The organism is Pseudoclavibacter sp. Marseille-Q434, from assembly GCF_050315415.1.
Lineage (GTDB): Bacteria > Actinomycetota > Actinomycetes > Actinomycetales > Microbacteriaceae > Pseudoclavibacter.
In genome coordinates this window covers 660,103-682,962 of the sequence record NZ_JBNPQH010000002.1, presented here as the reverse complement: position 1 = coordinate 682,962, position 22,860 = coordinate 660,103, and the positions used below count along the sequence as shown (strand labels likewise).

Annotated in this window: 23 protein-coding genes; 16 read left to right on the top strand and 7 right to left on the bottom strand. The window is 69.6% G+C overall.

Going from position 1 to position 22,860, the window contains the following annotated elements; all coding sequences use genetic code 11:
• The first annotated feature begins 26 nt into the window (after nucleotides 1-26).
• Nucleotides 27-1,085, top strand: a complete 1,059-nt coding sequence (locus ACQFZP_RS10130; protein WP_211891224.1) for a hypothetical protein — start codon at nucleotides 27-29, stop codon at nucleotides 1,083-1,085.
• Here ACQFZP_RS10130 and ACQFZP_RS10125 read toward each other — a convergent pair.
• The 3 genes from ACQFZP_RS10125 to ACQFZP_RS10115 all read right to left on the bottom strand — a co-directional run bounded on the left by ACQFZP_RS10125 (nucleotide 1,082) and on the right by ACQFZP_RS10115 (nucleotide 4,475).
• Entirely contained in the window at nucleotides 1,082-1,714 is a 633-nt protein-coding gene (locus tag ACQFZP_RS10125; protein WP_104310821.1) for a LysE family translocator, read from the bottom strand. The genes ACQFZP_RS10130 and ACQFZP_RS10125 overlap by 4 nt on opposite strands.
• A gap of 107 nt (nucleotides 1,715-1,821) precedes the next feature.
• Nucleotides 1,822-2,940, bottom strand: a complete 1,119-nt coding sequence (locus ACQFZP_RS10120) for a hypothetical protein (RefSeq protein ID WP_211891223.1) — start codon at nucleotides 2,938-2,940, stop codon at nucleotides 1,822-1,824.
• A 173-nt stretch (nucleotides 2,941-3,113) separates the two neighbouring features.
• A complete protein-coding gene (locus tag ACQFZP_RS10115; RefSeq protein ID WP_307852813.1) occupies nucleotides 3,114-4,475 on the bottom strand; it encodes an MATE family efflux transporter in 1,362 nt (453 codons plus the stop codon).
• A gap of 100 nt (nucleotides 4,476-4,575) precedes the next feature.
• Here ACQFZP_RS10115 and ACQFZP_RS10110 point away from each other — a divergent pair, with 100 nt between their 5' ends.
• Nucleotides 4,576-6,588, top strand: a complete 2,013-nt coding sequence (locus tag ACQFZP_RS10110) for a M13 family metallopeptidase (protein ID WP_211891222.1) — start codon at nucleotides 4,576-4,578, stop codon at nucleotides 6,586-6,588.
• 103 nt (nucleotides 6,589-6,691) lie between these two features.
• Here ACQFZP_RS10110 and ACQFZP_RS10105 read toward each other — a convergent pair whose 3' ends face one another.
• Nucleotides 6,692-7,192 carry a hypothetical protein gene (locus ACQFZP_RS10105; RefSeq protein WP_179555450.1) on the bottom strand — a complete coding sequence of 167 codons (501 nt, stop codon included), beginning with the start codon at nucleotides 7,190-7,192 and terminating at the stop codon, nucleotides 6,692-6,694.
• 402 nt (nucleotides 7,193-7,594) lie between these two features.
• On the bottom strand, nucleotides 7,595-8,932 hold the full coding sequence (locus ACQFZP_RS10100; RefSeq protein ID WP_179555449.1) for a glutamyl-tRNA reductase: 1,338 nt from the start codon (nucleotides 8,930-8,932) through the stop codon (nucleotides 7,595-7,597).
• Nucleotides 8,933-9,070: 138 nt separating this feature from the next.
• Between ACQFZP_RS10100 and hemE the strand changes: the two genes are divergently transcribed.
• From hemE to ACQFZP_RS10040, 12 genes are all read left to right on the top strand, one after another.
• Nucleotides 9,071-10,207 carry a uroporphyrinogen decarboxylase gene (hemE, locus tag ACQFZP_RS10095; RefSeq protein ID WP_374100758.1) on the top strand — a complete coding sequence of 379 codons (1,137 nt, stop codon included), beginning with the start codon at nucleotides 9,071-9,073 and terminating at the stop codon, nucleotides 10,205-10,207.
• A complete protein-coding gene (locus ACQFZP_RS10090; RefSeq protein ID WP_104310826.1) occupies nucleotides 10,204-11,634 on the top strand; it encodes a protoporphyrinogen/coproporphyrinogen oxidase in 1,431 nt (476 codons plus the stop codon). The genes hemE and ACQFZP_RS10090 overlap by 4 nt, the downstream gene beginning before the upstream one ends.
• Nucleotides 11,635-11,731: 97 nt before the next feature.
• Nucleotides 11,732-12,055, top strand: coding sequence for a hypothetical protein (locus ACQFZP_RS10085; protein WP_104310827.1), 324 nt, complete (start codon nucleotides 11,732-11,734; stop codon nucleotides 12,053-12,055).
• A 30-nt stretch (nucleotides 12,056-12,085) separates the two neighbouring features.
• Nucleotides 12,086-12,547, top strand: a complete 462-nt coding sequence (locus ACQFZP_RS10080; protein WP_104310828.1) for a phage holin family protein — start codon at nucleotides 12,086-12,088, stop codon at nucleotides 12,545-12,547.
• A complete protein-coding gene (locus ACQFZP_RS10075) occupies nucleotides 12,540-12,836 on the top strand; it encodes a DUF3618 domain-containing protein (RefSeq protein ID WP_104254473.1) in 297 nt (98 codons plus the stop codon). The genes ACQFZP_RS10080 and ACQFZP_RS10075 overlap by 8 nt, the downstream gene beginning before the upstream one ends.
• A 61-nt stretch (nucleotides 12,837-12,897) precedes the next feature.
• Nucleotides 12,898-13,701, top strand: coding sequence for a hydrogen peroxide-dependent heme synthase (gene hemQ, locus ACQFZP_RS10070; protein WP_104310829.1), 804 nt, complete (start codon nucleotides 12,898-12,900; stop codon nucleotides 13,699-13,701).
• On the top strand, nucleotides 13,698-14,984 hold the full coding sequence (locus tag ACQFZP_RS10065) for a ferrochelatase (RefSeq protein WP_211891221.1): 1,287 nt from the start codon (nucleotides 13,698-13,700) through the stop codon (nucleotides 14,982-14,984). The genes hemQ and ACQFZP_RS10065 overlap by 4 nt, the downstream gene beginning before the upstream one ends.
• Nucleotides 14,981-15,904, top strand: a complete 924-nt coding sequence (gene hemC / locus ACQFZP_RS10060) for a hydroxymethylbilane synthase (protein WP_307852811.1) — start codon at nucleotides 14,981-14,983, stop codon at nucleotides 15,902-15,904. Before ACQFZP_RS10065 ends, hemC begins: the two co-directional genes overlap by 4 nt.
• 14 nt (nucleotides 15,905-15,918) lie before the next feature.
• Nucleotides 15,919-16,830 carry a uroporphyrinogen-III synthase gene (locus ACQFZP_RS10055; RefSeq protein ID WP_211891220.1) on the top strand — a complete coding sequence of 304 codons (912 nt, stop codon included), beginning with the start codon at nucleotides 15,919-15,921 and terminating at the stop codon, nucleotides 16,828-16,830.
• Between the two features lie 97 nt (nucleotides 16,831-16,927).
• Complete coding sequence (gene hemB, locus ACQFZP_RS10050; RefSeq protein ID WP_104310832.1) at nucleotides 16,928-17,953, top strand: porphobilinogen synthase; 1,026 nt, start codon at nucleotides 16,928-16,930, stop codon at nucleotides 17,951-17,953.
• Nucleotides 17,950-19,302, top strand: a complete 1,353-nt coding sequence (hemL, locus tag ACQFZP_RS10045; RefSeq protein WP_179555445.1) for a glutamate-1-semialdehyde 2,1-aminomutase — start codon at nucleotides 17,950-17,952, stop codon at nucleotides 19,300-19,302. The genes hemB and hemL overlap by 4 nt, the downstream gene beginning before the upstream one ends.
• A 6-nt stretch (nucleotides 19,303-19,308) precedes the next feature.
• A complete protein-coding gene (locus tag ACQFZP_RS10040; protein WP_211891219.1) occupies nucleotides 19,309-19,947 on the top strand; it encodes a DedA family protein in 639 nt (212 codons plus the stop codon).
• A 170-nt stretch (nucleotides 19,948-20,117) separates the two neighbouring features.
• Here ACQFZP_RS10040 and ACQFZP_RS10035 read toward each other — a convergent pair whose 3' ends face one another.
• Nucleotides 20,118-20,777: an FMN-dependent NADH-azoreductase gene (locus ACQFZP_RS10035; RefSeq protein ID WP_211891218.1), complete on the bottom strand. Its 660-nt coding sequence runs from the start codon at nucleotides 20,775-20,777 to the stop codon at nucleotides 20,118-20,120.
• 78 nt (nucleotides 20,778-20,855) lie between these two features.
• Between ACQFZP_RS10035 and ACQFZP_RS10030 the strand changes: the two genes are divergently transcribed.
• Nucleotides 20,856-21,203: a winged helix-turn-helix transcriptional regulator gene (locus ACQFZP_RS10030; RefSeq protein ID WP_104310835.1), complete on the top strand. Its 348-nt coding sequence runs from the start codon at nucleotides 20,856-20,858 to the stop codon at nucleotides 21,201-21,203.
• Nucleotides 21,204-21,244: 41 nt separating this feature from the next.
• On the opposite strand, the gene ACQFZP_RS10025 is transcribed toward ACQFZP_RS10030, so the two are convergent.
• Nucleotides 21,245-22,264 carry an acryloyl-CoA reductase gene (locus tag ACQFZP_RS10025; RefSeq protein ID WP_211891217.1) on the bottom strand — a complete coding sequence of 340 codons (1,020 nt, stop codon included), beginning with the start codon at nucleotides 22,262-22,264 and terminating at the stop codon, nucleotides 21,245-21,247.
• A 54-nt stretch (nucleotides 22,265-22,318) separates the two neighbouring features.
• On the opposite strand from ACQFZP_RS10025, the gene ACQFZP_RS10020 reads away from it, so the two are divergent.
• Nucleotides 22,319-22,792, top strand: coding sequence for a GNAT family N-acetyltransferase (locus ACQFZP_RS10020; RefSeq protein WP_211891216.1), 474 nt, complete (start codon nucleotides 22,319-22,321; stop codon nucleotides 22,790-22,792).
• The last annotated feature ends 68 nt before the right edge of the window (nucleotides 22,793-22,860 follow it).

The following is a 22,860-nucleotide window of genomic DNA, read 5'->3' as shown; positions in this document are numbered from 1 at the left end:
CCTCAGCCTGGGCGGGGAGGTTCATCGTGGCGGATGCAGATCGTGAGACCTGCGATGCGGTCGTCGCGGACCTCCGCCGACTGCGAGCCGAGTCGGGCAGCATGCCCTTCGCGGAGATCGCCTCGCGCATCCAGGCCAACCGGCGCAGCGCTGGCTCCGATGCGTCTGGTCCAGCCCGGACCACGGTGTTCGAGGCCTTCCGACCCGGCAGATCTCGGCTAGACGCGCGACTCATCGGCGAGATCGTGGAAGTGCTGGGTGCCCCGCCAGCGACGATCCCCGAGTGGGTCGCCAGGGCTGGCAGCGCCATCCCGTCGGCACACGCCGAACTGGCGGTGCAGGGGACGAGAGCGGAGGGTTCGGATGCCGTCCCGGCCGAGGCCGAGGAGTCCCAGCCGGCAGGCGAGCAGCTGAGCGGACGGCCCCTGGCCGTGGGCACCGCGCCTGTCACGCAGACCTCCAGCGACGCGCGCACGCGCCGACAGCTCGGGCCGCGGCAGATCATCCTCATCATCTCGGCGAGCATCCTGATGAACCTCGCCGGCCATCTCATCGTCAACTTCCTGCGCCTGCCCCTGTTCTTCGACATGATCGGGACAGCGGTCACGGCCATCGTCGTCGGCCCGTGGGCTGGCGTGGTCGTCGCGATCGTCACCAACACCGGCGGTGTGTGGCTCAGCGGACCCCACTCGATCTGGTTCTCGCTCGTGAACCTCGTCGGCGCTCTCGTCTGGGGTTACGGGGCGCGCCGCTTCGGCATGGCGTCGACGCTCCCTCGCTACTTCATCCTGACGATCCTCGTCGCGCTGTCGTGCTCTGCGGTCGCGGTTCCGCTCCTGCTCAGCCTCTTCCACGGCGGAGTGGGCCATGCCGGGGAGAGCATCGTCTGGACGCTGCAGATGCTGGGGCAGCCCCAGGGCCTCGCCGTGCTGGGGTCGAACCTCGTCAACTCGCTGGCCGACAAGCTCATCACGGGATTCGTCGCACTCGTCGCCGTCTCGTCGATCGCTGCACGGTGGGTGATCCCCGGGATCGGCGACCGATTGCGCCGACCGCTCGCAGACGCGCCGGAGGGCGCGGCCTAGCTCTTCGCTCCCGACAGGGCGAGCACCCCGCCGAGCCCGATCATCATGGCCCCGCCCGTTGCGGACATACCCGAGATGCGCTTCGGCGACTTCGCGAACCACGCGCGGGCCGTTCCGGCGGTGAGCGCCCACGTGCCGTCGAAGATGAGGGCGAGCAGCAGGAAGCAGAGGCCGAGCTCGAGGAGCTGCGTCCAGGCCGGACCGGCGCCCGGCGACACGAACTGCGGCAGCACCGCCACGAAGAACGCGATCGTCTTGGGGTTCGTGCTGCCGACGATGAAGCCCTGCCGGAGGAGCCTGACGGCGCTCGCGGGTCGGGGAGCCTCCGCGGTCAGATGCGCGTTGCGGTTCCGGATCGCCTGCACACCGAGCCACACGAGGTAGACGGCGCCGACGATCTTGATGATCGTGAACGCGAGCACCGACGACGCGACAAGCGCCCCCACGCCGAGGGCCACGGCAAGGACCGCCGGGATCATGCCGATCGCGTTGCCGACCACGCTCAGCACGCCCGCACGGCGACCGAGCGCGATCGACCTCCCGATGACGAAGAGCACGCTCGGTCCCGGGATCAGGATGAGCAGCACCGACGCGACAGCGAAGGCGAGCAGGCTTTCGAACGGGACCATGACGCGAACCTAGCGCCCGTCGCAGCGGCGCGCGAGCACTTCTCGCGCTGTGGGCAGGTCCTTCCTGCGGCAGGAGGTCGCGGGCAGCACCTGCACGCGTGCCGAGGCTACGCCGGGACGACCCCGTACACGTACGCGAACTCGGTGGTGCGCTGGTCGCGGTCGTTGTTGTCGGCGGGGGAGAAGCCTGCGTGTCCGGCGGTCGACTCGACGTCGTATCCCGCGACCGCAGGGGCGTCGTAGAGCACGTCGAACTCGAGGACGTCTCCGGCATCCAGCGGAGCACCGAGCGCCGCTGTCAGCTCCTGCAGGGTCGCCCACGGCTGGCGTTCGGGGGCCGTGACGTTCTGCAGGAAGACGGCTGTCGGGGCCCCGTTCAAGCGCACGTTCGCGATCGAGAACGTCGTCGTCGAGCGGTAGTCGAACCTGACGATCGCCGATCCCGTCGCCGGGAGCGGCTTGGGGCCGATCGACGTGATCTTCACCGAGGTCGGACGGCTCGTCCTCGCGGGACCCGTGCCGAGCGGCGCTGTCTCGAAGGTCGCTTCCGTCTGCGCCGCGTACGGCGATGCCGGCTCCAGGTCGGTCGTGCCCACACCCTGAAGCACGTTGTTGCCTGTCTCGGCCTCAGCGGCGAGGGACGTCGCGCTCGCGCGAGCGCCGACCAGCTTCTCGGGGTCGTACGCGTCGTTCGGGTAGCGCAGGAGCACCGTCGACTCGACGACGAGCGCGACTGCCCCCGTCGGGAACAGCGGGTCCTCGGACTCGTTGACCGGGACCGAGACGGGCACGAGCCAACGGTACTCGGTGCGCGTTCCGGTGACGATCGTCTCGACCTCGTCGACGTAGGTCGGCTCCGTCGAACCGGCGACGCGATATCCGACGCGGTCGAGCACGGCGAGCTCGTTGTCGACCGTGTAGCTCGCACGGAACCCCTCCGTGGGAGATGGCTCGTCGCCGTAGTTCGCGACGGCGAAGTTGCTCAGCGGCGTGAACGAGGAGTATCGCTGCGTGTAGTCGGGTGTGAAGAGCGGGAGCGTCTCGCCGAACTGGAGGCCGACGATCGCGAGATCGAATCCGGCGGTCGTCGTGCTCGCCGACGCCATGGGCGCCCCGACCGCAAGGGAGACGAGGGGGATGCTCCAGGCGCCGGCCGTGACGATGGAGCGGCGTGACGGAAGACGGTTCTCGTTCGAGTTGGTGTCGGTGGGAAGGGATGCGCGCATGGTGGAACTCCAGAGGGGGATCTGTTGGCGCCGGCGTCAGAGGTGCACAGCGACATCGAGCCTGAGACGGCCCGCATTTCACCCACAATGACACCAAAATCCCCGGGGAGCGATGGGGAGAACTCCCCTGTGTCCAATCGGTGATCCCGGAAATCGCGCCAGGCGAGCGCGTCCTACCTGGCCGCTCCCGGCACCAGCCACTTCGTTCCGCGCTCGCGGGCGCCCAGCACAAGGGCGCGTGCGCCCATCGTGCCGACGGCGTAGGACGCCCAGAGCAGTCCGAGTCCCGCGGCTCCCTGCATCCCGAGCGGCAGCACGATCGCGACCCCTGCGACGAGCACGAGCAGCGGTGGGATGCCGGCGAGGGCGAGATAGCGCACGTCGCCAGCCCCGATGAGGATGCCGTCGAGCACGTAGACGAATCCGGCAATCGGCGTGCCGGCGGCGAGGATGAGGAGCCCGATGGGCAGGAGCGCCAAGACCGCCGGGTCGCTCGTGAACACGTACCCGAGCACCCACGCGAGGGCCGCGAAGACGACCGCGAGGATCACGCCGAACCAGAAGCCCCACTGCTTGAGGCGGCGAGAGATCGCCGTCACCTTCCTGGTTTCGCCCGCGCCCAGCGCGTGGCCGACCATGGCCTGGCCGGCGATCGCCAGCGCGTCGAGGGTGAACGCGATGAGGCTGTTGATCGAGAGCAGGATCTGCAGTGACGCGAGCTCCGCCACCCCCTGCTGGCCGGCTGCCCAGACCAGCACCACGAGCGACGCGCGCAGCGTGAGGGTGCGGAGCACCATGAACGCGTTGGCCGAGAACACGATGCGCGGGTCGCCGATGCCGGGCCGCAGAGAGACGCCGAGCTCCCGGCCCGCCCGGATCGCGATGACGATGTAGACGATGGCCATGCCCCACTGCGCGATGACCGTGCCGATCGCCGAGCCTGCGATGCCCCAGCCGAAGCCGTAGATGAAGACCGCGTTGAGCGCCGCGTTGACGGCGAAGCCCGCGATGGCGACGACGAGCGGCACCTTCGTGTTCTGCAGCCCGCGCAGAAGGCCCATGGCGGCGATCACGAGCAGCATCGCCGGGAGGCCCCACAGGCTGAGCGACAGGTAGGTGTTCGCCGCCTCGATGACGCCGGGGTCGCTCGTAAAGACGCCGACGAGGGGCGCGCTCAGCGGCAGGCCGACCACCAGGAGCACGAGGCCGCAGAAGGCTGCAAGCCACATCCCCTCGATGCCGGCGCGGATCGCCCCCGGCCGGTCGCCTGAGCCGAGCAGACGAGCCACGACGGGAGTCGTCGTATAGGCGAGGAAGACCATGATGCCGACGACCGTGTGCAGGATCGTCGCGGCGACGCCGAGGCCGGCGAGGGCGGTGTCACCCAGGTGGCCGACGAGGGCCGTATCGGTGAGGAGGAAGAGCGGCTCCGCGACGAGTGCTCCGAACGCGGGCACTGCGAGCGTCAGGATGCTGCGGTCGAGGGTGCGGGCGCCGGTGCGGTCACGCGGGGAGGGGCCGTCGGATGCGCGCACCAGGTCATTGTCGCAGAGCGTCGGCAAGCCGACCGCGCTACCTGTTCGCCCTGAGATGATCCCAGCGTCAGTGTCGGTGGTGTGTCCTAGCCTGAGAGGCATGTCACAGACGGACGACCTCGCCTCCACCGCTCCCGCATCCGAGCAGCTTCCCTCGGGCATCGACCTGGAGGCGCTCGACGCCTCGGTCCGCCCCGCCGACGACCTGTTCCGGCACACCAACGGCAAGTGGATCGCCGCCACGGAAGTGCCCGCGTACCTGCCGGCCTACGGCAGCTTCATCCAGCTGCGCGAAGACGCCGAGAAGGCGGTCCTCGACATCCTCGAGAGCGGCAAGGACGCCGAGCCGGGTTCAGAGCTCCGCAAGGCCGCCGACGCCTACGCGGCGTTCATGGATGAGGAGAAGCTCGAGGCCCTCGGCTTCGACCCGGTCCGCCCCGACATCGACCGCGCCCTCGCCGCCTCCTCGATCAACGAGTTCCTCGCCGTGCTCGGCGACCTTGAGCGCACGGGCCTCGGCTCCTTCGTGTCGGCGTACGTCTACCCTGACCTCAAGTCGCCCGCCGAGTACGCCCTCTACTTCGAGCAGTCCGGCCTCGGCCTGCCGGATGAGAGCTACTACCGCGAGGAGCAGTACGCGGAGATCCGCGAGCAGTACCGGGCGCACATCGCCCGCATGCTTGGCCTCGCCGGTCTCCCCGACGCGGAGGAGCGCGCCGCGCGGGTCTTCGCTCTCGAGACCGAGATCGCGGGGCTCCACTGGGACGTCGTGAAGTCGCGCGAAGCGGAACTCGCCTACAACCCGCGCACCTTCGCCGAGCTCAGCGCCGCCTACTCCAACGTCGACTTCGCCGACTGGACGGGCCGCTGGGGTGCACCCGCCGGGGCCCTCGACCGCGTCATCGTGCGTCAGCCCGACTTCTTCGAGGGCGTTGCCGGCCTCCTCACCGAAGATCGCCTCGAGGCCTGGCGCGACTGGCTCGTCTGGGGCATCGCATCCCAGTACTCGGGCATCCTCGCCCCCTCGACCTCCGCAGCCAACTTCGAGTTCTACGGCAAGACCCTCCAGGGCACGCCGGAGCAGCGGGAGCGCTGGAAGCGCGGCACGGGCCACGCCGAAGGCAAGCTGCCGGAGGCCATCGGCAAGGCATATGTCGAGCGGCACTTCTCGCCGACCGCGAAGGCCAAGATGCTCGAACTCGTCGGGTACCTCACCGGCGCGTACCGCGCATCCATCACCGAACTCGAGTGGATGAGCCCCGAGACGCGTCAGCGCGCCCTCGACAAGCTCGAGAAGTTCGTCACGAAGATCGGCTACCCCGACCGGTGGCGCGACTACTCCGACCTCGAGATCAAGGACGACGACGTCGTCGGCAACTCGCGCCGCGCATCCGTCTACGAGGCCGCCTACGAGTTCGCGAAGCTCGGCACGCCCGTGCGCCGCGATGAGTGGATGATGCCACCGCAGACCGTCAACGCCTACTACTCGCCGGGCGAGAACGAGATCGTCTTCCCAGCCGCCATCCTGCAGCTGCCGTTCTTCGACGAGCACCGTGACCCCGCCGCGAACTTCGGCGCGATCGGTGCCGTCATCGGCCACGAGATCGGGCACGGCTTCGACGACCAGGGCTCGAAGTACGACGGAGACGGCCGCCTCGAGGACTGGTGGACCGCCGACGACCGCGTCGCGTTCGAGCAACGCACGCGCGCCCTCATCGACCAGTACAACGAGCTCTCCCCGGAGGGCACCGAAGGGCAGAAGGTCAACGGCGAGCTCACGATCGGTGAGAACATCGGCGACCTCGGCGGACTCGGCATCGCCTGGAAGGCGTACCGCGCCTACCGCGCCCACGCTGGCTTCAGCCCAGACGACGAAGACACCATCGACGGCCTCACCGCCGCACAGCGGTTCTTCCTCAGCTGGGCGCAAGCCTGGCAGCAGAAGGCTCGCCCCGAATACGCCAAGCTGCTGCTCGCCGTCGACCCGCACTCGCCGGCCGAATTCCGCTGCAACCAGATCGTGCGCAACGTGGATGCCTTCTACGACGCGTTCGACGTCACCGAGAACGACGCCCTCTGGCTCGCCCCGGAGGCACGCGTCACCATCTGGTAGCAGGCCCAGGCGGCCCACGCCTCGACAAGGACACCCCTCGTGACGGAGCCGACTCCATCGCGAGGGGTGTCCTCGTCCCCGCGCGTACCTCGCCGACGAGGGGTTACTCGACGCCGTTCGGCGTCCAGATGTCACCGACCTTCGACAGCATGACCAGCGCCCCGGAGCCCAGGTAGGTGGATGCGACAGCATCGCCCGCGCACAGGTCCACCGAGTCCGCCGCGTACACCGCCGACGAGGTGATGCGGTCTTCTGCATCACCGAAGAGCAGCGCGAACGAGCCGTCGGCGACGGGAAGCGTGCCATCGGCCAGCTCGAAGTTGCCCGCGTCGATGCCGGTGCTCTCGGCGAGCGTGTCGACCGTGTCAGCAGGGCAGGCGATGACGGCGCCAGTCGCACCGCTTGGCAGGAGCGCCCCGAAATCGAGCGTCCCACCCATCTCGTTCTCCGTCAGCGCGTCCGCGATCGCCGTGCCCGGCGCCTGCATCCCCTCATCAGGCGCGACGTCGCCATCCTGCCCGCCGCCCGCGCATCCGCTGAGCGCCAGCAGCGCAGTCAGGGCAGCGGCGGCAGTGAGCAGTTTCGAACGGTGATCGCGGAGCATTCGCAAGGGTTCCCATCGACGGAGCGTGCACCTGGCGGTCGGCTCGGAACGCTCGCCGCGGGTTCCGACGAGGCGCGGCGCCCGAGCTTGCCAGCGCCCGACGATTGTCCCTCGCGAGTTCGAGGATGAGCGTCAGCCGGTCCGCGTGGCCGTGCATTCGGCGGTCGAGCCGCTGCACCCGTCATCTCGGTCGCCGGCTGCGCTTTCGGGCTGGCAGAGTCACCTCGTTGAGGGAAACTTCCCACAAGACAGAGAGTTTCCCATCCCGAGTCGCGGCCGAGGCCGGTATGGGCATGGCACCGGAACGAAGACCGACGCGAGGACCGGGGCCTCGAGTCCGGGGCAGGCCGAAGGGCCGCGGAACCGGTCACCCGAGCCAGGGCGCGGGCAGAGGCTTCGGTGCTAGGACGTGTGGACGGGGCACTCGAGGGCCCCATCGTCTTCCGCGTCGGCGACGCGGGGAAGCGGCGTCGGGAGAGCTGGTGCTGCGGGCGTCTTCGGGGCTGCGCGCTCGACGGTGATGCCGAACAGCAGCTCGATGGCGTCGAGGTACTCGTCGCCGCGGCCGGCACGGGCGAGCTCCTTGGCGCGCACTGACGGGCTGTGCAGGAGCGTGTTCGCGAGGCGACGCAGGGCGGCTTCGGCGACCCCGGCATCGTCCTTGCTGGCGACGCGCTCGGTCTCTGCGCGTGCGATGTCGGTGATGTGCGAGCGGAGCGCGGCGATGCCCTCGGCAACGCTCGTCTCGGCCTGCTGCTCGACGAACTCGCTGGCGGCGCGCGAGACGATGCAGCGGGCTTCGTCTGCTGCGCCGAGCTCCTCGAGGGGAGCGTGGATGCGGATGGTCTCGAGGTCGAGCACCGAGACGCCGTCGAGGCGCCCGACGGCCGGGTCGACGTTTCGGGGCATGCCGAGGTCGATGATGAGCGTCGACTCGGCGCAGCCGGGCGCGAGGCGGGCTCCGAGCATGAGGTCGTAGTCGATGACCACCGTGTCGGCAGTTGAGCAGGTGACGACGAGGTCGGCGTTCGACAGGTACTCGGGGAGGTTCTCGCGGTCGATGACGAAGACCCCGTCTCGCTCCGCGAACTTGTGGGCGCGGTTCGAGGGGGAGTAGACACCGACGCGCGTGACGCCGCGGTCCTGGAGTGCCTTCAAGGAGGCGGCGGCGTACGAGCCGGTGCCGACGAGCACAACCTGCGCTGTGCTCCAGTCAGCGATCTGAGACGCCGCGAGCTCGAGGGAGAGGCGAACCAGCGAACGGCCGGCGCTCTGCAGCTTCGTGCCCGACTTGATGCCGCGTGACGTGGTGGACGCCGACTGGAAGAGGCGCTCGAGCTGGGAGGTCGACATTCCGGCGGCGCGCGACTCCTCGAGCGCTCGGCGAACCTGGCCGGAGATCTCGCCCTCGCCGACGACGACGGATTCGAGGCCGCTCGAGACTGCGAAGAGGTACTCCGGCACCTGGGTGTCGTGGATGACGGCCATGTTGGCGCGGAGCGTCTCGACCGAGACGTCGAGTGCCGATGCGATGGTCGGCATGAGCTCCGGGGCGACGGGCTGGGCCGTGTCGATGTCGAGGTAGATCTCGAAGCGGTTGCAGGTGGCCAGCACGATGGCTCCGTCGACACCGGGGGCGCCGCGGAGCGCGGACTCTAGTTCGCCGTCCTCGCGGGCCGCGAGCTTTTCGAGAACTGGGAAGCTCGCGGTGCGGTGATTGGCACTCAGACACAGCAACACGATTACTTATTGTAGAAGTTCTTGGCGCATCCGCTTCTGAGCCATACCTTCCCTTAATCTGCTTGCGGTCCGGGAATAGGTCGAGATGCGCGCGGTGGCAGGCTGTGCTCCCCGCTCGAGTGCCGGGTACAGAATGGTGTGGTGACCGAGACAGCTCCCGCACCCCTGCCACTCAGCGATTCGCACCCCCTCTCTTCCGGCCTCACGGCCGACGCGCCGCTCATCCGGGCTGCACGCGGCGAGCGCCCCGAGACGCTGCCGGTGTGGTTCATGCGGCAGGCGGGGCGTTCGCTGCCGGAGTACCGCGAGCTGCGCACGGGGATCGAGATGCTCGATTCCTGCCTCCGCCCGGAGCTCGCCGCGGAGATCACGCTGCAGCCCGTGCGCAGGCACGGTGTCGACGCGGCGGTCTTCTTCAGCGACATCGTGGTGCCGCTCAAGCTCATCGGCGAGGCCGTCGACATCGTGCCGGGCACGGGCCCGGTCTTCGAGAACCCGGTGCGGACCTCGAAGGAGGCGCACGAGTTCGCGGCCCGCGTTCGGGAGCGCATCAGTCCCGAGCTGTTCGCTCCCATCTCGGAGGCGGTGTCCCTGACGGTCGCGGAACTCGGCGCGACCCCGCTCATCGGCTTCGCGGGCGCCCCGTTCACGGTCGCCGCGTACGTGGTCGAGGGCGGCCCGTCGAAGGACCATCTCCGCACGCGCACCCTCATGCAGGCGGACCCCGAGGCGTGGGCTGACCTCTCCGGCGCGATCGCCGAGCTCTCCGCCGCCTTCCTGGAGGCGCAGGTACGGGCTGGCGCGAGCATAGTGCAGCTGTTCGACTCCTGGGCGGGATCGCTGAGCCGCGACCGGTACCAGAGGTCGATCGCCGCCTCGAGCGGGCTCGCGCTCGAGCGCGTGAGAGCCTTGCGCACGCCCGCCGGTGAGCGTGTTCGCACCATCCACTTCGGCGTCGGCACGGCCGAGCTCCTGCCGGACATGCACGCGATCGGCGCCGACGTCATGGGTGTCGACGACCGCATCACTCTGGATGAGGCGTCGCGTCGCCTGGGCGGCAACGCGCCGCTGCAGGGCAATGTCGACCCAGCCGTGCTCGGCGCGGGTGACGCGGTGCTGCAGGCGCATGTGCGCGACGTGGTCCGACGCGGCAACTCCGCGCCAGCCCACATCCTCAACCTCGGCCACGGGGTCCCGCCTTCGGCCGACCCTGCCGTCCTGACCGGACTCGTGGAGTTCGCGCACTCGCTGCCGAATGGCGGTCGGGTCGAGTGAACCCGCGACACTCGGAGCAGCCCGAACTCCTCGTCGTCGGAGGGGGCATCGCCGGGATGCTCGCCGCGAGGCGAGCCGCGAGCCGCGGCGTCCGGGTGCTTCTGGTCGAGGCCGGAGACCAGCTCGGCGGAATGATCCGCCGTGCCCACCTCGGCGACCTGCCGATCGATATCGGCGCTGAGGCGTTCGCGACGAAGGGTGGCGCCTTCGCGGCGCTCCTCCAGGAGCTCGGGATGCTCGACGACGTCGCCGAGCCGCGCGCGCTCGGATCCTGGGTGGTGACAGACGGCACGGCCGCGCCCATGCCGGCGGGGGGACTTCTCGGGATTCCCGGCGAGGCGTCGCTGCTCGACGCCGAGGCTCGGGCGGCCGTGCACGCGGCGGTCGGAGACGCAGGCATCGCCGAGCTCGAGCGCGATCGGCGGCTCGATCCGGAGATCGGTGCCGACGCGCGCAACCTCGAGGCGCTGGTCCTCGCCCGTATGGGGCCGATCGTGCTGGGACGGCTCGTGGCGCCGGTCACTCGCGGCGTCTACTCGCTCGACCCTTCGGACCTCGACCACCGAGTGCTCGTCCCCGGCCTCGCCGATCGCCTCCTCGAGCACGGCTCGCTCGCAGGCGCCGTCGCCGCGCTGCGCAAGAGCGCGCCCCCGGGTGCTGCCGTGCGCACCGTCACAGGCGGGATGCACCGGGTCGTGGCGCTGCTCGAGCGCGAGCTCGCCGAGCTCGGCGTGGAGGTGCGCCTCGGCACGCGCGTCGTGGCCGTGCGGAAGCACGCGGGGCTGTCTTCCGGCGACGAGTCCTGGAGCGTGGAGCTCGAAGACGGGGCGAGCGTGCTGGTGCAGCGCATTCTGTCGACGGTCGCCGTCCCGACATCGGAGCCGGCGTCACCGGGCGAACGCCCCGTGCCGGCCGAGGTCGTCGCCCTGCTCGTCCGCGCCCCGCAGCTCGATGCCCGACCGCGTGGAACCGGAGTGCTCGTCGGCGACCCGAGCACGAGCATCCGCGCGAAGGCGCTCACCCACGTCACCGCGAAGTGGGCCTGGCAGGAGGCGGCGGCAGGCGCGGGGATGCACGTGCTCCGCCTCTCGTACGGCCCCGAGGTGAGCGGGGGAGCCGAGCCGCTCACCGGTGGACTCGACGACGATCAGCTTCTCGCCCTCGCCTGCGCCGACGCCGGTCGCTTGCTCGGAACCGCCATCGCCGCCGACGATGTCGTGGCCATGGCGAGGCAGGTGTGGCATCTTCCACCTCCTGCGGCACGGCTCGGCCGCGCTGAGACGCTGCGCGGCGCACGCTCGGCGGCGGAGGCGTCGGTCGGTCTCGCGCTCGCGGGCACCTGGATCGACGGCACGGGGCTCGCGAGCGTCGTGCCCGGTGTGCTCCGTGCGGTCGACGGGCTGTTCCCCGCGGACGCACAGGCTTAGCGCGAGTTGAGATGCCGAGCGGGGCTAGGCTTGATTCGTGGCTTCACAGCGCCCGATCGACCGGTCGCGGGCGCACCGGCGAACGATAGGAGTTTTCATGAAGAAGTTCGTGTTTGTGCTTGGCCTCGGTGCCGGGTACGTCCTCGGGGCTCGCGCGGGACGCAAGCGCTATGAGCAGATCTCCTCGGTCGCGCACACGGTCTGGGACACCAAGCTCGTCCGCGCCAAGCGCGCAGAGGTCGACGAGATCTCCCGCAAGCTCGCTCCGAAGGTCGCAGACGCGGCCGTCAGCGGCGCGAAGCTCGTGACCGCGCAGGTCACGAAGGCGGTCAAGGACAACGGCAAGAAGGGCTCCTCCTCGAAGTCGAAGCCGCCGGCCCCCACCGGCACGGTCGGCAACCCGAGCAGCGACGCATCCTAACCAGCACTCCCAGCAGAGAGCGACACACTCATGTCTGAGTCGTCAGAAAAGACTCCGATCCGCGGGCCCTTCCCCGGCATCGGCCGCACGAGGGCCAACCCGAAGTCGAGGGCGAGCCTCGGCACGCTCGTGACCGACGTCCCGAAGCTCCTCACGAAGCTCGTGCGCGACGAGGTCGAGCAGGGCAAGCGGGAGCTCATCTCGACGGGCACGAAGTACGGCATCGCGGTCGGCCTGTTCGCCGCCGCGGCATTCTTCGCGCTCACCCTGTGGGCAGTGCTCGTGACCGCTGCCGTCCTCGGGCTCAACACGGTCTTCGCGCCGTGGCTCTCCGCGCTCATCGTGGCAGGCGCGTTCCTGCTGCTCGTCATCGTGCTCGGCCTCGCCGGCTACGTCGCGCTCAAGCGCGCGGGCAAGCTCGCGCCGGAGCGAACGATCGCCAGCGTCAAGCAGGATGTCAACGCAGTGAAGGGGCTCGGACAGTATGAGTGAGCAGAACGGCGAGGCGACCCTCGCGAAGAAGGAAGACAAGCGCAACGACGGCCAGCTGAAGGCCGATATCGAGAAGACCCGGCGCGAGCTGGCGGCGACGCTCGACGCGATCGAGGTGAAGGTCGACCCGCGCATCCGCGGTCGCGAGCTCCTCAACTCCACGCGGCACAGCATCCAGCGCCTGAAGGAAGACAATCCGCTGCTGCTCGCGGGTCTCGCGACCGGTGCAGCGGTTGTCGTGGCCGGCGGCATCACGGCCGCCGTCACGCTGTACCGCCGCTCGCGCTGAGCTGTCCGGCGCTCGTCACGCGCACCCCGAATCATTCCTCGACATTTCGTAGAATAGGACCATGACCCACTCGAACGAGGTCCCGGCTTACGCGGCCGAGCCCAATGCAACGTCAGCAGTCCCCGCAGAGCAGGCAGACCAGGCCGCTCCAGAAGCGCAAGCGGGCAATGAAGAGCAGGGTGGGGGCACGACGCTCACGGAGTACACGATGATCTCCGTGTTCCGTCGCGAGACCCTCAACGAGCTCGTGCTCTCAGGGCGAGACGCCATCAAGGCCGTCGACGAGCTCGATGGCATCGTGGCCGAGCTCGCAGAGAACGGCGTCAAGGTTCGCGGCTTCTACGACGTCTCCGGGTTCCGACACGACGGGGAGCTCATGGTGTGGCTGCACGGCGAGGCGCCGGAGAGCCTGCAGTGGGGTCTTCGACAGATCCGCCGCAGCGAGCTCATCGCACCGCTCACCCCGTCGTGGCAGATCGTGGGCGTGCACCGCGCGGCGGAGTTCAGCGCACGCCACATGCCCGCGTACATGCTCGGCAAGGAGCCGCGCCAGTGGGTCACCGTGTACCCGTTCGTGCGCTCCTACGAGTGGTACCTGCTTCCAGAGGATGAGCGTCGCCAGATGCTCGCCGAGCACGGGCGCGCAGGTTCGTCCTACACGTCGACGCTCACCAACACGGTCGCGGCCTTCGGCATCAGCGACTACGAGTGGCTGCTCGCCCTCGAGGACGACAACCTGCTCAACCTCGTCGACATGATGCGCGATCTGCGCCAGACGGACGCTCGGAGGCACGTGCGCGAAGAGGTGCCGTTCTACACGGGTCGCTTCGTGCAGACCTCCGAGATCGTCGAGGTGCTGCAGTGACCGACGTCGCCCCGCGGCAGACCGGCGAGCGCACTCCCGGACGCAAGCCCAATCCCGCGACGTTCACGCGCGTCGAGGTCAACGCGGCCGTCAGCGCAGCATCCGACGCCGCCAGGTTCGGGCCGGAGCACACGACCGAGCCCGTCGCGTACGACGGCATCCTGCTCGCCTCCTTCGGTGGACCTGAGGGGCAGGACGAGGTCATCCCGTTCCTGCGCAACGTCACGGCCGGTCGCGGCATCCCGGACGAGCGCCTCGAGGAGGTCGCCCACCACTACCGCCACTACGGCGGCGTGAGCCCCATCAACGAGCAGAACCGCCAGCTGAAGGCGTCCATCGAGCGCGAGCTCGAGCGCCGCGGCATCGACCTGCCCGTCTTCTGGGGCAATCGCAACTCCGAACCGTACTTCAACGACGTGCTCCTCGATGCCCGCGAGGCGGGCTGCTCGACGCTCATCGCGATCGCCACGAGCGCCTACTCGTCGTTCTCGAGCTGCCGTCAGTACCGCGAGGACTTCGCGGATGCGCTCGAGGACTCGGGCCTCGGCGGTCAGCTGACCATCGACAAGGTGCGCGCCTTCTTCGACCACCCCGGATTCGTGGCGCCCTTCATCGAGGGTGTCCGCGACGCGGTGCTCAGCCTCGCGCAGGAGCACAGCGAACTCGACCTCGCCACCGAGGTCGAGGTGCTCTTCACGACGCACTCGGTGCCCATGGCAGACGCCGAGAACTCGGGCCCTCCCGGCGCCGGCTTCGGCGAGAGCGGCGCGTACGCAGCTCAGCACCTCGCTGTCGCCGAGGTCGTCGCCCTTGCGGCGCAGCAGGAGCTCATCGAGGACACCACGCTCGCTGGCCGGGTGCCGGAGCAGCTCTCCTGGCAGCTCGTCTACCAGTCGCGCTCCGGACCGCCCTCGCAGCCCTGGCTCGAACCCGACATCAACGACGTCATCGAGGAGCTGCCCTCGAAGGGCGTCAAGGCGGTTGTCGTCGTGCCGATCGGCTTCGTCTCCGACCACATGGAGGTGCTCTGGGACCTCGACAACGAGGCGAAGGACTCCGCGGCGGATGCGGGACTCGCGTTTCGCAGGACCCCCACGCCCGGCATCCACGCCAAGTACGTCGAGGGCCTCGTCGACCTCGTCCTCGAACGTCGCGACGCGATCCCCGTCGGAGAGCGACCGGCGATGACCACCATCGGCCCCTGGTTCGACGTGTGCCGCCCCGGCTGCTGCGCGAACAAGCGCCTCGGCTTCAAGCCGGCGGTGTCCGGACTCCTGCCGTGACGCTCCGGATCGGCACGAGGGGCAGCGCCCTGGCGGTCGCGCAGACCTCGACCATGGCGCGGGAGCTCGAACGCATCACGGGCGAGCCGACCGAGCTCGTGCGCGTGACGACACACGGCGACGTGACCCGCGCGGCGCTCTCGTCGCTCGGCGGCACGGGAGTGTTCGCGAGTGAACTCCGCGACGCGCTCCTCGCAGGTGAATGCGACCTCGTCGTCCACTCCCTGAAGGACCTCCCGACGGCCAAGGCCCCCGGCCTCACCGTCGCTGCCTACCCGGTGCGGGAAGACCAGCGCGACGCGCTCTGCTCGCTCGGCGGCGCATCCGGTCTGACCCTCGAGCAGCTGCCGCACGGCGCGAAGGTCGGCACCGGCTCGCCACGTCGCGTGGCGCAGCTGCTGACACTGCGGCCAGACCTCGAGATCCGCGACATCAGAGGCAACGTCGAGCGGCGACTCCGCTTCGTGACCGACGGTGATCTCGACGCCGTGGTGCTCGCAGCGGCGGGCCTGGAGCGCCTCGGGTTCGCGGCGGCGATCACCGAGCGCTTCGACCTCGAGACCTTCCCGAACGCCCCAGGCCAGGGATGCCTCGGCATCGAAGTTCGCGACGGCGAAACTCCTGCCGGCGTCTCCCAGCTCGACGACCCGACGGCGCGCGCTGCGGTTCTCGTCGAACGCGGCATTCTCGCGACACTCGAGGCCGGTTGCGCCGCCCCCGTCGGCGCCTCCGCGCGATACGCCGACGGAAAGCTCGAGGCGTGGGCTACCGTGTATGCAGTAGACGGATCTTCGCGGGTGTCCAGCAGACGTGCCGTGGAGGTCTCCGACCCCCGCGCATTCGATGCCGCCCAGGCAGAACTGGTCACGCTCATCTCGACGGACCTCTTCGATCAGGGTGCGCTCGCGCTGATGGCCTGAACGGAGGAGCCACGATGGATGCACCGCTGAAGGGCTGGAAGATCCTCGTTCCTCGTGGAGGCGTCTGGGGCGGCGACGTGGCTGAAGCTGTTCGGGCCCGCTCCGCCTTCCCGATCACTGCCCCCCTCATCAACTTCGCGAGCCCCAACGAGAGCGACTCGAGGGTGCTGGCCGAGAAGATCCGACTGCTCGAGAGCGGTCACTACAACTGGGTGGCGGTCACGAGCGCCACCGCAGCGGACGTCATGCACTCGCTCGGCGTGAAGGTGCCGGATCACACGCTCATCGCAGCGGTGGGGGAGACGACGGCCGCGTCGCTCACGACGGCTGGCTACCGAGTCGACTTCGTGCCCACGCACGACAACTCCGCGAAGGGCCTGCTGCTCGAGTGGGCCGAGGCGGCGCGCCACCAGCCTCCCATCTCCGTGCTCTGGCTGCGTTCGGAGGTCGCACGTCCCACGCTGGCTGAGGGGCTCGCGAGGCGCGGGCACCTCGTCGACTCGGTCGTCGCGTACCGCACGGTGGGCGTGCCCGCCGCGGAGAGCATCCAGTACGACATCCGCAACAGCCGGATCCGAGCGATCCTGGTGACGAGCGGATCCGTGGCCGAGCAGGTCGACAAGCAGTTCTCGCCCATCCCCGACGAGATCTACATCGCCGCGATCGGCCCGCGCACCGCGAAGGACGCCAGGCAGCTCGGCCTCCGCGTCGACGTGGTGGCGAAGCAGCGCTCGGTCGCGTCGCTGCTCGACGGCCTCGAGTGGCTCGCGAGCGGCAGCGACATGCCAGTGACCGAGGCGATCGATCTCAAGGCGGTCCGGGCGTTCGAGGCCGAGCTGCAGGCAGAGCACGACAACCGGCCCGTGCCGAAGGAAGACATCCCCGCGCTCGACGAGGGTCGCGGTCAGACTCCCGGCGACCGCTGAGCTGCTGGATCGCAGCACGGCGCCGGAATCGGAATGAAGGCAGGGTCGGATCGCGGTCGCGAAGCCGACGCTGAACGTTGAGGAAGGACACGATCGCATGATCTCCCCGAGCCGCAGGCCCCGCCGTCTGCGCCAGAGCGACGCCGTGCGCCGCCAGGTCCGCGAGGTGCGAGTGCACCCGAACGACCTCATCCTGCCCCTGTTCGTGCGCGAGGGGGTCAGCGAGCCCATCGACATCTCGTCGATGCCCGGCGTGCAGCAGCATTCGCTCGACTCGCTCCGTCGCGTCGTCGATGAGGCGGCGGGGCTCGGTGTGGGCGGGGTCATGCTCTTCGGCGTGCCGGAGACACGTGACGCGGTCGGTTCGGGCGCCACCGACCCGAACGGCATCCTCAACGTCGCGGCGCATGTGCTCGCGGAGGAGTTCGGGGATGCCATCGTCGTGCAGACGGACCTCTGCCTCGACGAGTTCACCGACCACGGGCATTGCGGGGTGCTGGATGCCGCCGGCCGAGTCGACAACGACGCGACGCTCGAACGCTACGACGCGATGGCGATCGCTCAGGCAGACGCGGGCGCCGCGATGCTCGGCATGTCCGGGATGATGGACGGCCAGGTCGCCAGCGCGCGCGCGGCCCTCGACGCGGCCGGGCACACCGACGTCGCGATCGTCGCCTACTCGGCGAAGTACGCGTCCGCCTTCTACGGCCCATTCCGCGAAGCCGTCGACTCGCAGCTCCAGGGCGACCGCCGCACCTACCAGCTCGACCCGGCGAACCGTCGCGAGGGCATGCGCGAGGCGCTCATCGACATCGACGAGGGCGCGGATGTGGTCATGGTGAAGCCTGCGGGCTCGTACCTCGACGTGCTCGCCGACGTCGCCGCGGAGTCGATCGTTCCCGTCTGGGCGTATCAGGTCAGCGGCGAGTACGCCATGATCGAGGCGGCCGCCGCGAACGGCTGGATCGACCGCGACCGCGCGATCGCCGAATCCATCACCTCCATCCGCCGCGCTGGGGCCGACGCCGTGCTCACCTACTACGCGAGCGAGCTCGCCCGCACCCTGAACCTGCAGGCGGGCACTGGAGTGTCGGCGGCCCATGGCAGAGTGGACGCACGATGAACCACGCAGCCTCAGCAGCCCTGTTCGCCCGCTCCCTCGACGTCACTCCGGGCGGTGTGAACTCCCCGGTCCGCGCCTACGGCTCGGTCGGCGGCACCCCTCCCTTCGCAGCTTCGGCCACGGGCCCGTACCTGACCGACGTCGACGGCAACGAGTACGTCGACCTCGTCAGCGGATGGGGCCCCATGCTGCTCGGGCACGCGCACCCGGCGGTCGTCGCCGCCGTGCAGGACGCCGCGGCCCGCGGGCTCTCGTTCGGCGCGCCGACTCCGGCTGAGACCCAGCTCGCAGAGCTGGTCGTCGAGCGCATCGCCCCCATTGAGCAGGTGCGTCTCGTCTCGACGGGCACGGAAGCGACCATGACGGCGCTTCGCCTCGCTCGCGGGTACACGGGCCGCGACCTCATCGTGAAGTTCGCCGGCTGCTATCACGGGCACTCCGACGGTCTCCTCGCGGCGGCCGGTTCTGGGCTCGCGACGCTCGCGCTCCCCGGTTCTGCCGGGGTGCCAGAGGCCATCACGTCGCAGACCATCGTCGTGCCGTTCAACGACCTCGACGCCGTGCGTGCCGCGTTCACCGAGCATCCGGGCGAGATCGCCGCCGTCATCACGGAGGCGTCGCCCGCCAACATGGGCGTCGTGCCGCCTGAGCCCGGCTTCAACCGCGCGCTCGCAGAGCTCTGCTCGGCCGAGGGTGCACTGCTCGTCTGCGACGAGGTGCTCACGGGCTTCCGCACGGGCCCTGCCGGCTGGTGGGGCGAGGAGCAGAAGAGCGAGGCCTCAGGTGGGTGGCAGGCCGACCTCTACACGTACGGCAAGGTCATCGGCGGCGGCATGCCCGTCGCGGCGCTCGGCGGCTCACGCGAGATCATGAGCCACCTCGCCCCTCAGGGCCCCGTGTACCAGGCGGGCACCCTCTCGGGGAACCCGGTTGCGGTTGCGGCCGGCATCGCGACGCTCGCGCTTGCCGACGCCGACGTGTACGCACGGGTCGACGCGGCCGCGGAACGCATCCGCGCCGCCACCTCCGAAGCGCTCAGCGCCGCTGGCGTCGCCCATTCGGTGCAGAACGTCGGCAACCTCTTCAGCTTCACCTTCGGCGACGGCGCGGCGCTCGGCTGGACCGGCACCGGAGGAGGCCCGCGCAACGAAGACGAGGTCAAGCGCCAGGAAGCCTGGCGCTACCCGCCGTTCTTCGCCGCCATGCTCGACGCGGGGGTCAACCTGCCGCCGAGCGTGTTCGAGGCGTGGTTCGTGTCGGCGGCCCACGATGACGCGGCCATCGAGCGAGTCCTCGCGGCGCTGCCCGCCGCAGCGAAGGCCGCGGCAGACGCCGTGGCGCCAGAGTAGGGGCGCGTGGAAGAGCTCTCGGAGTGGGTGCTCGGCCTCCGCGGCTCCGGGTGGAGCTTCGCGGTGGCCGCGCTCGTGCTGCTCATCGGCGGCGTCGTCACGTTCCTGCCCAGCCAGTCGCTGGTCGTCGCGCTCTCCGCGCTGACGGCCGGGGATCAGGGCTGGACGGCGCTCATCAACCTGTTCGGCCTCTTCGTCTTCTGCGTCGCCGGCATGGTGCTGGGCGACCTCGGCACGTACTGGCTCGCGCGAGGCATCGGCTTCGGCAAATGGAGTTGGATGAACGGGCGACGGCTCACCGCCGTGCGCACACGGGTCGGCGACCAGCTCAAGACCCGGCCGAAGTGGGTCATGGTGACGGTCAGGCTCCTGCCGATGGGCCGCATCGCGACCGTGCTCGCCGCATCCGACGCCCGCATGCCCATGCCGCGGTTCCTGCCGCTCTCCGTGCTGGCCAGCGCCGTGTGGGTCGGCTACGCGGTGCTCATCGGCGCGGCGTTCGGTTCGTGGAGTCAGAGCAACCCGCTCCTCATGATGGCGCTCGCCGTGGTCACCGCCATCGCTCTCGGCGTGCTCGCGCAGCTCGTCAACGGCTGGTTCGAGAAGCTCGCGGAGCGCCGGAAAGCGCACCACGTCGCCAGCTGAGCCCGTCCCTGAAGCTGAGCCCGCCCCTGAAGCGCGTTTCGGGATGGGTTGCTCGCTTCGGGATGGGGTGCACCCCATCCCGAAACGCGAAACCCATCCCGAAAGAGGCCACTCGGTGAGCGAGGCCCGGGGTCTGCCTGGCCGGGGGCCTGGCAGGGCGGGTGCGCTGCTTAGGCCGCGTCCGCCTTGCCGCGAAGCTCGGCGAGCTCACGCCCGGACTGGGTTGCCTTCGTCTCGGCGTCCGACTTGAGGTCGGCGGCGAGGTCAGCGAACTGGTCGAGTGCCGGGTTCACGCCGACGAGCGTGAAGGGGCGCTGGACGACGCGGAGGTCAAGACCCCAGACGTCCTCGAGCAGACGCGTGAGGTACGGGGTGGAGTGGTCCCAGCCGGCCTTCGGGGTGCCTTCGTCGTAGTTGCCACCGAGGACGGTCGCGAGCGTCGCCGGCTTGCCGTTGAGGGTCGTGCTGCCCGGGTTGATGCGCGGGTCGGTGTAGGCGAGGTCGAACCAGAGCTTGAAGTGCTGGGAGACGCCGTAGTTGTAGAGGGGGACGGTGAAGAGCAGGGCGTCGGCGTCGATGAGCTCGTCGGCCAGCTGCGTGGCGAGGGCGACAGCCGCGCGCTGCTCCTCGGTGCGGTCCTCTTCCGGGGTGAAGCCTGCGTAGACGGCGTTCTGCCAGGCGTCGGCGGGGACGGGGGAGTCGACGAGGTTGCGGCGGGTCACGACGGAATCGGGGTGGGCTGCAACCCATTCGGCCTCGACGAGGTCGCCGAGCGCACGGCTCGCGGAGGTGGCGGGCATGAGGCTCGCGTCGATACGCAGCAGGGACATGGTGCTCCAATCTGATTCACAGAGTCACTCTGAAAACCAGAGCGACTCTGTGGAGGTTAGCACGGGTACACTGACGGCATGGCAGAGAACGTGCAGGTGCACAGCGCGGCAGCGTGCGACGGCGCCATCTCGCTTGCCTTCACCCTGCTCGGCAAGCGCTGGAACGGCATGATCATCGACGTGCTCGGCTCGCAGCCGCTAACCTTCGTCGCCCTGCGCCGCGCTGTGACCGGCATCAGCGACGCCGTTCTCTCCGATCGTCTCAGCGAGCTCGCGGCCGCGGGCCTCGTGGAACGAACCGTCAGCAACGGGCCGCCTGTCTCGGTCAGCTACGAGCTCACGACGGCAGGCCAGCGCCTCATCCCGGTGCTCAAGCAGCTCGGCACGTGGGCGTCAGAGAACCTCGAACCGGCACGCTCGAGCTGATCCTCGCCCAGGGTCTATGGCCCCGAAGTGGGCCGAACGGGTCACAGGTCGCCGCGGACGCGCACAACCGTCCTGCCACGCACCTTGCCGTCCAGGATGGGCTGCGCGTGGTCGAGCGCCTCTTCCAGGGCGATGACCTCCGTCATCGACTCCAGCAGCTCGCTGTCGAGCTCGAGGAGCCGGTTCCACGCCTCCGCCCGCACCTCGACGCTCTGCACCACCGAGTTGATTCCTCGCAACGTCACGCCCCTGAGGATGAACGGCATCACCGTCGTCGGCAGGTCGGTGTCCTGTGCGAGGCCGCATGAGGTGACGATCCCCTCGCGTCTCGTCTGGGCGAGCACGTTGGCGAGTGTCGTGGAGCCGACCGCGTCGACGGCGCCCGCCCAGCGTTCGGTCTGCAACGGCTTGCCCACCGCATCCGACAGCTCGCGCCGGTCGATGATCTCGGCCGCGCCGAGCCTCCGCAGGTAGTCACCCTCCTCGTCCCCGCGGCCCGTGGAGGCCACCACCCGGTAGCCGAGGCCCGCCAGCAACGCGATCGCGACGCTGCCCACCCCGCCGGCCGCGCCGGTCACGAGCACGTCGCCATCACCAGGCTCGACCTGCTTCTCCAGTGCGAGCACCGAGAGCATCGCTGTGTAACCGGCCGTGCCGATCGCAGCACCGTTGATCAGCGACATCGCCTCCGGCAGGTGGATGAGGGACTCGTCGTCCACGAGGCACACTTCGGCGAGGCCACCGTGCCCGGTCTCGCCGAGGCCAGCGCCGTTCAGCACCACTCGATCGCCGGGCACGAAGTTCTGGGTGCGGGACTCGCGCACGACCCCGACGACGTCGATGCCGGGGACAAGCACATCCGCCCGGCTCACGCCGGGCTTCCCCGCGAGCAGCAACGCGTCCTTGTAGTTGAGGCTCGTATAGGCGACGTCGACCAGCACCTGGTCTCGCCGCAGGTGACCGCCGCCGAAGAGCTCATCGTCGAGCTCGTCGAACGCGACATCGATGCGAGGCTTGCCCGCCGCGTCAGTGGACTTCGTCGTCAGGTATCCGCGAACCATGGCGCCATCGTAGGTGGCCAGTCTCCGAACTCCACCTCTGCGACACTGGCTGACATGATCACGGTTCGCACCTTCCCCGAACTCAGCGCGGCCGAGCTGTGGGGCATCCTGCACCTGCGCTCGAGCATCTTCGTCGTCGAGCAGGACTGCGTCTATCTCGACCCTGACACCGCCGACTTCGCAGAGGGCACCCAGCACGCGTTCGTCGGCGACGACCCCCTCTACCCCCACAGCTACGCGCGCCTGCTGCCGCTCGGCTGGCCGGACGAGCGCCTCCCGACCGACGCGCGCGCGATCGGCAGAGTCGTCACCGCCGAGAACTCAAGGGGCCTCGGATACTCGGCCCAGATCATCCGTCACCTCATCGAGATCGCCGACAGCGAGGGGGTCGCAACGGCCCTCAACGGGCAGGCGCACCTCGAAGCCTGGTACGCGCGATTCGGCTTCGAACGGTGCGGCGACACCTTCATCGAGGACGACATTCCCCATGTCCCGATGGTGAAATACACATCGAGCCCCCACTCATGATTTACTCGCTCGTAACAAGCATGAATCAGTTCGTCGCAGTGCCGCGGCTAACTTGAGATCCGGGCGCC

Excerpts from the sequence above, each read along its gene's own strand:
- ACQFZP_RS10125 (WP_104310821.1), bottom strand. The coding sequence starts at position 1,714 with ATGGTCCCGTTCGAAAGCCTGCTCGCCTTCGCTGTCGCGTCGGTGCTG.
- ACQFZP_RS10120 (WP_211891223.1), bottom strand. The coding sequence starts at position 2,940 with ATGCGCGCATCCCTTCCCACCGACACCAACTCGAACGAGAACCGTCTT.
- ACQFZP_RS10110 (WP_211891222.1), top strand. The coding sequence starts at position 4,576 with ATGTCACAGACGGACGACCTCGCCTCCACCGCTCCCGCATCCGAGCAG.
- ACQFZP_RS10105 (WP_179555450.1), bottom strand. The coding sequence starts at position 7,192 with ATGCTCCGCGATCACCGTTCGAAACTGCTCACTGCCGCCGCTGCCCTG.
- ACQFZP_RS10085 (WP_104310827.1), top strand. The coding sequence starts at position 11,732 with ATGAAGAAGTTCGTGTTTGTGCTTGGCCTCGGTGCCGGGTACGTCCTC.
- ACQFZP_RS10080 (WP_104310828.1), top strand. The coding sequence starts at position 12,086 with ATGTCTGAGTCGTCAGAAAAGACTCCGATCCGCGGGCCCTTCCCCGGC.
- ACQFZP_RS10075 (WP_104254473.1), top strand. The coding sequence starts at position 12,540 with ATGAGTGAGCAGAACGGCGAGGCGACCCTCGCGAAGAAGGAAGACAAG.
- hemQ (WP_104310829.1), top strand. The coding sequence starts at position 12,898 with ATGACCCACTCGAACGAGGTCCCGGCTTACGCGGCCGAGCCCAATGCA.
- ACQFZP_RS10055 (WP_211891220.1), top strand. The coding sequence starts at position 15,919 with ATGGATGCACCGCTGAAGGGCTGGAAGATCCTCGTTCCTCGTGGAGGC.
- hemB (WP_104310832.1), top strand. The coding sequence starts at position 16,928 with ATGATCTCCCCGAGCCGCAGGCCCCGCCGTCTGCGCCAGAGCGACGCC.
- hemL (WP_179555445.1), top strand. The coding sequence starts at position 17,950 with ATGAACCACGCAGCCTCAGCAGCCCTGTTCGCCCGCTCCCTCGACGTC.
- ACQFZP_RS10035 (WP_211891218.1), bottom strand. The coding sequence starts at position 20,777 with ATGTCCCTGCTGCGTATCGACGCGAGCCTCATGCCCGCCACCTCCGCG.
- ACQFZP_RS10030 (WP_104310835.1), top strand. The coding sequence starts at position 20,856 with ATGGCAGAGAACGTGCAGGTGCACAGCGCGGCAGCGTGCGACGGCGCC.
- ACQFZP_RS10025 (WP_211891217.1), bottom strand. The coding sequence starts at position 22,264 with ATGGTTCGCGGATACCTGACGACGAAGTCCACTGACGCGGCGGGCAAG.
- ACQFZP_RS10020 (WP_211891216.1), top strand. The coding sequence starts at position 22,319 with ATGATCACGGTTCGCACCTTCCCCGAACTCAGCGCGGCCGAGCTGTGG.